Annotated in this window: 7 protein-coding genes; 6 read left to right on the forward strand and 1 reads right to left on the reverse strand. The window is 43.1% G+C overall.

Annotated elements, in window-relative coordinates; translation table 11 throughout:
* Positions 1 to 265: 265 nt before the first annotated feature.
* Positions 266 to 943: a CRISPR-associated endonuclease Cas6 gene (locus tag M23134_RS28635; RefSeq protein ID WP_002702320.1), complete on the reverse strand. Its 678-nt coding sequence runs from the start codon at positions 941 to 943 to the stop codon at positions 266 to 268.
* Between the two features lie 243 nt (positions 944 to 1,186).
* Between M23134_RS28635 and cas10 the strand changes: the two genes are divergently transcribed.
* The 6 genes from cas10 to M23134_RS28665 all read left to right on the forward strand — a co-directional run.
* Entirely contained in the window at positions 1,187 to 3,751 is a 2,565-nt protein-coding gene (gene cas10 / locus M23134_RS28640) for a type III-A CRISPR-associated protein Cas10/Csm1 (protein WP_002702323.1), read from the forward strand.
* Positions 3,744 to 4,184, forward strand: coding sequence for a type III-A CRISPR-associated protein Csm2 (gene csm2, locus M23134_RS39065; protein ID WP_002702325.1), 441 nt, complete (start codon positions 3,744 to 3,746; stop codon positions 4,182 to 4,184). The genes cas10 and csm2 overlap by 8 nt, the downstream gene beginning before the upstream one ends.
* A gap of 47 nt (positions 4,185 to 4,231) precedes the next feature.
* Positions 4,232 to 5,161 (forward strand): type III-A CRISPR-associated RAMP protein Csm3, encoded by a 930-nt coding sequence (gene csm3, locus M23134_RS28650; protein ID WP_002702327.1) that lies wholly within the window; start codon positions 4,232 to 4,234, stop codon positions 5,159 to 5,161.
* On the forward strand, positions 5,158 to 6,300 hold the full coding sequence (gene csm4 / locus M23134_RS28655) for a type III-A CRISPR-associated RAMP protein Csm4 (RefSeq protein WP_002702328.1): 1,143 nt from the start codon (positions 5,158 to 5,160) through the stop codon (positions 6,298 to 6,300). The genes csm3 and csm4 overlap by 4 nt, the downstream gene beginning before the upstream one ends.
* Before the next feature lie 7 nt (positions 6,301 to 6,307).
* Positions 6,308 to 8,134: a type III-A CRISPR-associated RAMP protein Csm5 gene (gene csm5 / locus M23134_RS28660; RefSeq protein WP_002702330.1), complete on the forward strand. Its 1,827-nt coding sequence runs from the start codon at positions 6,308 to 6,310 to the stop codon at positions 8,132 to 8,134.
* A gap of 63 nt (positions 8,135 to 8,197) precedes the next feature.
* Positions 8,198 to 8,588 (forward strand): hypothetical protein (locus tag M23134_RS28665; protein WP_045114533.1); only part of this gene is annotated, 391 nt, incomplete at its 3' end.

Consider the following 8,588-nt stretch of genomic DNA (forward strand, 5'->3'; position numbering starts at 1 on the left):
AAAGAATTACCTTCGTGTCAATTGCATTATAACAAACATTGAAAATTAGTATCGTAAAACTAGTTTTTCAGATTGTTTTGAAATGCTAATGAAATTTTTCATTTATTAGCATTGCACCCATAACAAGCAAAAAAGGCAGCCCTGTAAATACAGGGTTGCCTTTTGTTTTAGAAATCAATACAACATTGATTGCCTTTTATTACTACTAATCGGCGAATAGTGTACCCACTACTTCATCTTAATCGAAGGAGTTGACTTGTAGTCATCAACTTTTAACCTGTTTGATAGAGCCAAAACCAATGCTGACGTTGCGTCCCAACCCTAAAAAATCGGGCAAGGCGACATTGCACACAAACGTGAGGTTGAATGCCAAAGAACGCTGTTTTTTGAACGTGACAAAACGGGTATGTTCTATAGATTTTATGTGCAACTGAATAAGTGTGGGGATATGCCACCCAATGCCTTTTGCCATGGAAATAATATTGGCGGTAAGAATGCCTTCCAGCAGCGCTATTTTATCGGTGAGACGTTCCAGCTTCTTATAGTCCAGGTAGCGTTGTTGATTGAGTGCCACCCAGTTGAGGATGCTATATTGATAGGTAGGGGCAGTACTTAGCTCTATAGTAAACTCCTCCATCAGTAGTCGGCCTATTTTTGCTTCGTTTTTTTGTGTACCAATAGTCAGGGAGCTATTGGGTTGGGCAAATAGCTTGTGTATTTCTTCTACTCCTTCGTTGAGACAAAAAATGACGGGCTTTTGAGCAATGCTCTTGTACTGGATAAGTGGGTAACGATAGATGTATGTTTGAGCATCTATATGGTTATGAAAAAGCCAAGTGTCTTTAAAACCCACTTGAGCAATTACTGCTCCCCTAAAGGCTGGTACTTCATAAGGCTTAAGCGAGCTGTCAAATTGCACGCGCAATGTTTTGATGGTGTGCATTACAATCAATTATTTTTTGTGAAAAAATGAGGCCCAACTTTTCCAGAGTTTGATGAAAGCCTGCCGTCAAAAGTAGTAAAAAAACTCATTAAAGAGGCATAGCTATTTTTTATCACTTTTTGCCATCTTTGCAAGGTAATTATTGAGCGTAGATTTGCTAAAAAAAAAATATATGCCGTGATTGGGTAATAGATAGAAAAAAGGCGGGTTGCCTAAAATCGAAAAGTAAAAAATACCCACATAATGATAAACCAGGAAAGATGCAAAGCCTACCTAAAAGCACTGTTTAGTTTTAAAGAAGGTACGCTACCCCAAGCGTTAGAGGCAGCCTTAGAAACCTCCGAACCTTTGATAAACAAAGCCCGCGAACTACTGGGAGCAAACTCAAATGGAGGAGTAGCAGACCAGCCTTTGGTAGCGATTCTTTCCAGGGTGTTTGGGCAAGATGAAAAGAACGATTATAAGTATTTTTTTCAGCCTTGTTCTTTGAGCGTCATGCCCGAAGTTGACGGTAGCGTACAACCAGTGAGTGTTTTTCCAGAAAAAACACACGGAAACCTGCCTGTACCCAATAATGCAAAAAGCGTAGAAAAAGGCTTGCAAAATGCCCTGAATGAGTTGAGTAAAGCCACCAAAAAAGATCTTTCTGCTTTTAGCTATGCAGCTTACCACTTGTTGCACAAATACCTCACTCGTTCGGCGTCGGCAGACTCGCCCGATAACGACGTAAGTGTGTTTGACCACCAGCGTATTTTGGCGGCGGTGGTCAATTGCCTGAGCCACGGGCAAACCAACCTGGCACAGCCCAAGTTTACTGAACCCCCGGAGTTTGTCTTGCTCAAAGGTGATATTTCGGGCATTCAAAAATTTATCTACCATCACATGGACCTGACCCAGGTAGGTGGAAGCAACGATTTGTCTAAAAAACTGCGGGGGCGCTCATTTTACGTTACTTTGCTCACCAATTTTCTTGCTGAACGTTTTCTGGAACACCTCGAACTCACCGAAGCTAACCTGATTTATTCTACCGGGGGACAATTTATGATTTTGGCGCCTGCCTATGTTCAAGTAGAGAAACACTTAGACGATTTTGCTGAAAAGTTGAATAGAGACTTAAGAAAAAAACTAGGCAATGGGTTTAATTTTTTGCTGGGGTATGTGCGTGCCGGAGCCCATTTATTTGAAGATACTGGCAAGTATTTTACCGCCCTCGAAAAAGAAATGAGCCAGCAAAAAGCCAACGTGCTGAAGTCGTCGCTGAAAGAGGTAATGAAAGTTCAAGATACGGTGGATGAGTTTCTCGAAGATGTATGGTTGGGCAATAATATTCCTTATTCGGAGTGCTTGGTAGAACTTACATTGAAAAAGAAACTGGACAAAGGTCAGCAGGTGAGGGTAACCCGTAAAACGGCAAAAAATGGTCGGGTGCAAACGCATGAAACGTCTGCCAGTATTGCCCAAATAGTAGATGGAAGCATAGGAGAAGAGCATAACAGAGTTGACCGGAGGCTGGTGATAGATTTATTGGTTTACAATAAATTGTATTTTATGCCCAGCACCAGAAAGTACACGCAAGACAGCAGCACCGAAGTTGATTCGCCTTATACCCCCGAAGACTACCACAAGCTCAAGGATGACATCCAGGTTTTGCTTAACGACTACGCCGATGCGATAGAGTCTGCTACGGTTATATCTTTAAACAAGACAAATATAGAAGACTTTTTTGACTTGAAAGCCCCTTGTCCGGTTTACCACAAATTTTATTTCCTTGGCAGCGAGTCGCGCCAGTTTTTTGAGAAAGATGAGCCTTTACTTGCTTTGTATGACAACAAACCAGGAGACGTGATGCATTTTGATGGCTTGCAAATGCTTAATTATACAGAAAGAAGGGGCAAACAGGGGGCAAAAAAGTACAAATACCTGGAGTATCCTATGCTGGGGGCAATGCGCCTGGATGTAGATTATTTGGGGAGTATTTTTGCTTTTGGACTGGAAAGCAATTCAAAAGAGGAAAACAAACCAAACGACAGAAAAAGTTTTACCCGTTTGGCAACCCTTAGTCGTGAGTTTCACCTGTTTTTTGCTGGCTATTTCAATGTGTTGGTCAACAAATACCAACTCTACACCACCTATTCGGGGGGCGACGATGCCTTTGTGGTGGGTTCTTGGTACAACTTGATGCACTTTGCCCAAGAGCTGCACCAACAATTCAAGGATTTTACCTGCCATAATCCGTATGTCACCTTTAGTGCAGGGCTGTTTTTTTGCGATGTCAAACACCCGGTGGGTAGGTTTGCTTACCAGGCAGAAGACTTAGAAAAACGCGCTAAAAACTTTCAACACATTGAAAGAAAAAAAGACCCCAAAACAGGAGATGTTACAGAAAAGGTACTGGCCGAAAAAGGCGCCATTTCGGTTTTTGATCATACCCTAAGTTGGGAGCACTACGAGTGTATGCTGGGCTTTGGCGATACTTTGCTAAAGCATGTCAACAATGACCAATTGAGTCGAAGCCTGGTACATCGCTTGATACGCTTGATCAAGTCGAACACCCGACGCAATGGCTCGGTAGATGTATTACGTATTTACCGCAACACCGCCAAGCTCCATTACTTGTTTGCCCGGTATGGCTTTAAGGAAGAGCATATTAAGAAAGCTACCGATGGGTTGGCACACGAGGTGGTCAAAGTGATTTTGAGAGATTTTAAAAACCCATTTGCTTTCAAAGATTACCTCATCCCCACGAGTTATGTGTTGTGGAAAACAAGAAAAATAAATGAATTAAATAAAGGAAAGCCTCATGAGTAGACAAGCAATAGACCTAAAAACCCTGGCGGCAGGCTTGCACATTGTAGATGTAGAAGCCCTAATTTACTTTGCCGAAGACAGGGCGAAAGCTTTTAAAGCTGATCGATTGAAAACCAATCAATTGAGAAATTTTTATAGTGCCATTTTACAGATTAGGCAAGCGTTTGAAATACAACAGGAGTTTACCAAAGACATCAAAACTATGTTGGTATTGCTCAAGCCCAAGCTGGCTTTTGCGGCAGGGCGACAACAGGCGGTGCGTAGGAACTTTAAACCTTTTATGGATGCAGCTATAGAGGGGGTACTCAATGCACCCGATACAGTGGACAAAACCAAAGATTCAAGTGAAACCAGGACTGGTAAGACTATAGCCCTCGAAAACTACTTTGCATTGATAGAAAGCGTGGTGGCATATCATAAGTTTTATGAGTAAGACCATCAGTGTTTGACTAAATAATTGTTTAACCCAAGAAAGAACCTATGAGCCAAGAAGACAACCCCCAAGAAGAACAGAAAATAACCTCAGTGCCCGTATTTAAGGCAAACTTGGTGCTGAGAGGCAAAATAGAATGTGTGACTGGTTTGCACATTGGCGGCAGCAAAGAAAAACTAGAAATAGGTGGAGTGGACTCTCCTGTATTGCGCAACCCTCAAACCCGCTACCCTTATATACCGGGCAGCTCTATCAAGGGCAAACTACGCTATTTGCTAGAGTACAGTACGGGCGCGGTTACTAAACCCGTCAAAAATAAATTTGGCGATGTGTCGGTGGCTAAAGACATTGTGCGAATATTTGGTATTGGCGCTGATGACAAGGAAGTAGAAGTAGACAATGACAAGGACAGCGAGTCGGACAAAAAATACAAGGCATCGGTACAATACCTTAAAGAAACGGGACCCACCCGCTTGATCGTAAGAGACTGCAACCCCGATGATGCCACCCAAGAAATGTGGAAGAACTTAGACTCAGAATTGTTGTATACCGAATACAAACCCGAAAATACTATAGACCGCCTCACGAGTGCTGCCAACCCTCGGTTTATTGAGCGGGTAGTGGCTGGTTCTTACTTTGATTTTGAGGTCATTTTGGGCGTTTTTTATAATGAATTGATGGATGAGCAGGGCAATAATGTAACAACAGAGGACTATCGCACCGAACAAGTAAATGCAAGCAAAAAAGATGTAGCGAACCTGATGCAAGCTTTGCGTTTGCTCGAAAACAACACCTTGGGCAAATCGGGTAGCCGGGGCTATGGACAGATCAAGCTGCATTTGTCAGCGCCCGCATTTGTCACCAGCAACGACTACATAAAAGATTCGGTTGTTTACCAAAAAGCTATAGGTAAACTAAACAAAGACGAGTTAAAAGGTTTATCTGAGATAGTGATCAATTACCCCGAAAACTTATGATGAAAATAGTTTATCTGAAACCAAAGGCAGGGTTTAGAAGCGGCATGCGCTCTGATACGCTATGGGGCACCTTGTGTTGGGCTATTTATCATGTATATGGCAACCAGGGCAAAGCCAGGTTAGAGGCATTTTTGGCGTCTTACGATACCAACGCACCTGCACTGGTACTCAGTTCGGCTTTTCCTTACAAGCAGTTAGGAGATGAAAAGCGATGTTTTTATCCCAAGCCTTACCTGAGCAAAGAACGCAAAAAGGAGATGGAACTTCAACGCTTGGCAGCCAATGAAAAGAAGTTTCAAGGCGATAAAATAAGGGCGAAATTAGCCGCAATGAATGAGCAAAAAAAGGTGCGCAAGCAAAGTTTTTTGACTCAAGATCAGTTTTTTGACCTCATGCAAGGGACAGCGACTGCTGAAAGTATTGAAGAAGATTTTTGGAGCCAAGAAGACGAAAACAAAGAGGAGAACGAGAAGAATAAAGATAAACAAAGGTATACGCCTCCCACAACACGCAGCATCAGCGTCACCCACAATGCCATTGACCGGATCAAAGGTAGCACAATGAAGCGCAACGATGTGGGGCAACTGTTTCACGTGACCGAAAACTATCTGGAGGACAAGCAAAACAACACCCAAGCACAAGACAATGTGGGCTTGTTTTTTTTGGCAGAGGTACGCGATGTACCCGTATTTGAGGCCGCCTTGCGCTATTTGCAGCACGCGGGCTTTGGTGGCGATCGGGGCACAGGCAAGGGGCATTTTGAGATTACTTGCGAAGATTTTGACCGCTTACCTAAAGTAAACAACCCCAACGTAATGACCAATTTATCGTTGTATTTGCCTACCCAGGGCGAGTTGGCTGCCTTTAGTCAAAAATCCCAAATCAATACTTTTAGGTATCAGCTAGAAAACCGCCAGGGCAGGCTAGGCTTTGTCAATAGCCCTGCATTTTTGAAAAAGCCACTCACTATGTTCAAGGAAGGAGGTATTTTCCCTTACATTAACCAAACTCATTTTGGGCAAAAAGTCGATGTAACCTCTGCTGAGCAAGCCAAGGTGCTGCACCATAAGCTATGGCACAATGGCTTGGGGTTGATGGTGCCCATGCGCTTGAAAGAAACCACTGAAGATAAAAACTGAAGAAGCTATGAAACTGACCCTAAAAACCTTGACCCCGCTGCACATTGGCAATGGCGAAGAACTGTCAGCGCTTGATTATGTGTTACACCAACGCACCTATTACCGTGTGAGCCAATATCAGTTTTTAGAATTTATAAAAAATGACGAAGCTTTGGTAGAGGCTTATGCCAAATGGATTGACCAAACCACCCGCGAGCTGGACGACTTGCAAGACCGCAAAAACCGTGAGCATGACAAAAACCGTAAACGTGACTATAACCAGCAACTATCACATTTGCGAAAGCAGTTTAGCCTCCTCAGTTTTATGCAAATCCAAGGCAAAGAGCAGGAGTTGCTGGAGTTTTTGAAACGCCCCGAGGTACTCAAAACCAAATTGGGCGAAAGCCCCAAGCAACAGATAAGAGGGCATATCAAAACTGCTAACCGAGAGTTTTATGTGCCCGGCACCAGCCTAAAGGGGGCCATACGTACAGCATTGCTCTATAAATACTTAGAAAATCACCAACCCAATACTTTTTTGTCGGGCTTGATGCAGCGCAAAACTGCAGAAGCAAGGAGGAACTCCAGAGAGACTAAAAAAATATCGAAAAACTTTGCCGATGAGTTAGAGCAAAGGGCTTTTTATTGTGCAGGCGAGGTGCTGCGCAAAAAAGACGGTAAAATAGATAAACGCCTGAAGCATGACGATGAGAAATTTGACTTGCTCAAGCTTTTGCTCATTGCCGATGGGCGGTTGCCGCAACCCCGCTGGCAGGTGGGCAATGTAAATTTGTATTTGGTGACTAAAGTGCGTGACAGACGTACTCGTAAGCTAGAGCTCAAAGCCGACCAACAAACTCAAGCACCCTCGATAGAATATATTACGGCCAATCAAACCATAGAATCTCAATTGGATTTTAATATTGATTTTTTGTGGAACTTAAACCAATCGGGCAAGCTCAAAACCGACGACAAAACCAGCTGGGTAGAGGTCACTCAAGGCGGCGAAACCATCAGACAATGGGTAGGCATTCGGGAGAAGGCACAACAACTGTTTGGCATTGATTTGGCTACCTTGACCGAGGCAAATAAGGAGGCAACCAAGACCCAAGTGCTTACTTATATTTTTGAGAGCATACAGGCAATGAGCACTGCCCAGCTCAAGGCTGATAACGATTGGTTTGCCCATTTTGAGCAGCACGATAATACGCGTAATTATGACGCTTACAGCAAAAAAATGCAACAAGGTAGGCAAGCCCTGGCACACCAAGGCGCTATGATGCGGGCAGGCTTTGGGGCAGGTTACAACAGCACTACTGAAGTGTTGTATCTGCTTTCGAACGACGAGCTCAAAGATGCCTTTCGGCAAATGATGCAACAGTTTTTGATTGGCGATGCCCCTGGAGCCCAAAATAAGCGCAAAAAGCCGGGCGAAATGTACGAACCCAACCCCGACCGTTTTCCAAAATCGCGCCGTATGCTCACCCAAAAAGACGTGATTGCTCCTTTGGGCTGGTTGGCTCTTTATCCCGAAGGAGTAGAGGTAAGCAGCCTTGCTATAGCGGCAGGTATAGGCGAAGCACCTACCAAAAAAGTAACCGAAAATGAAGGAGCAACTGCGGCTTACTTTAAAGGCACGCTCAACCCCAAAAAACGCCCCGAAATGGACGCGGTGGTAACCAAAACTGGTACCCCCAACGAAGTAGAGGTATGGGTGCGCGAAGACTACAAGCCCACGATAAAACTAGATGGCTACCGCTCTGCCATTGACGAGGGCAAAGTGTTGGTGGTAAGTGTAGGAGTTAACAAAAAGAAAAAGGTGACGCAGGTGAGTTTTGTGAGGTTTAAGGGGTGACATTTGGTTGTTTTTACAATGTTGGTATTAGTTGATGTATTAAGTATAAAAATATAGAGATTTATGAAAATCAAAAATTGTACTATCATAACATTTTTTTGTTTGAGTAGTCAGGTAATCATTGCACAAGCGAAGAAAGATACTACTGTCCTTAGCTCCAAAGAAAAAGCTGAATGGAATATAAGAATAAAGACGTTGGAAGGTCAAAAAGAAAACAATGAAACAACAATTAAACTGGGTTTACAGCGACATAAAAATGATATAAACCAAAAGCTTTTGTATTTTGAAACTTGGCTTAAGTATGGGTCAATTGGGTTACTGGGTTTGCTTGCATTCTTAGTTTATTATATAAGAAAATTTGCCAAAACACAAGCTGAAGAAGAGGTGAAAAAACAAATAGCAAAAGTTGTACAGAGCTCAAAAGACAAAATCACTGTTTTATTACAGTCTCAAG

Source organism: Microscilla marina ATCC 23134, assembly GCF_000169175.1.
Lineage (GTDB): Bacteria > Bacteroidota > Bacteroidia > Cytophagales > Microscillaceae > Microscilla > Microscilla marina.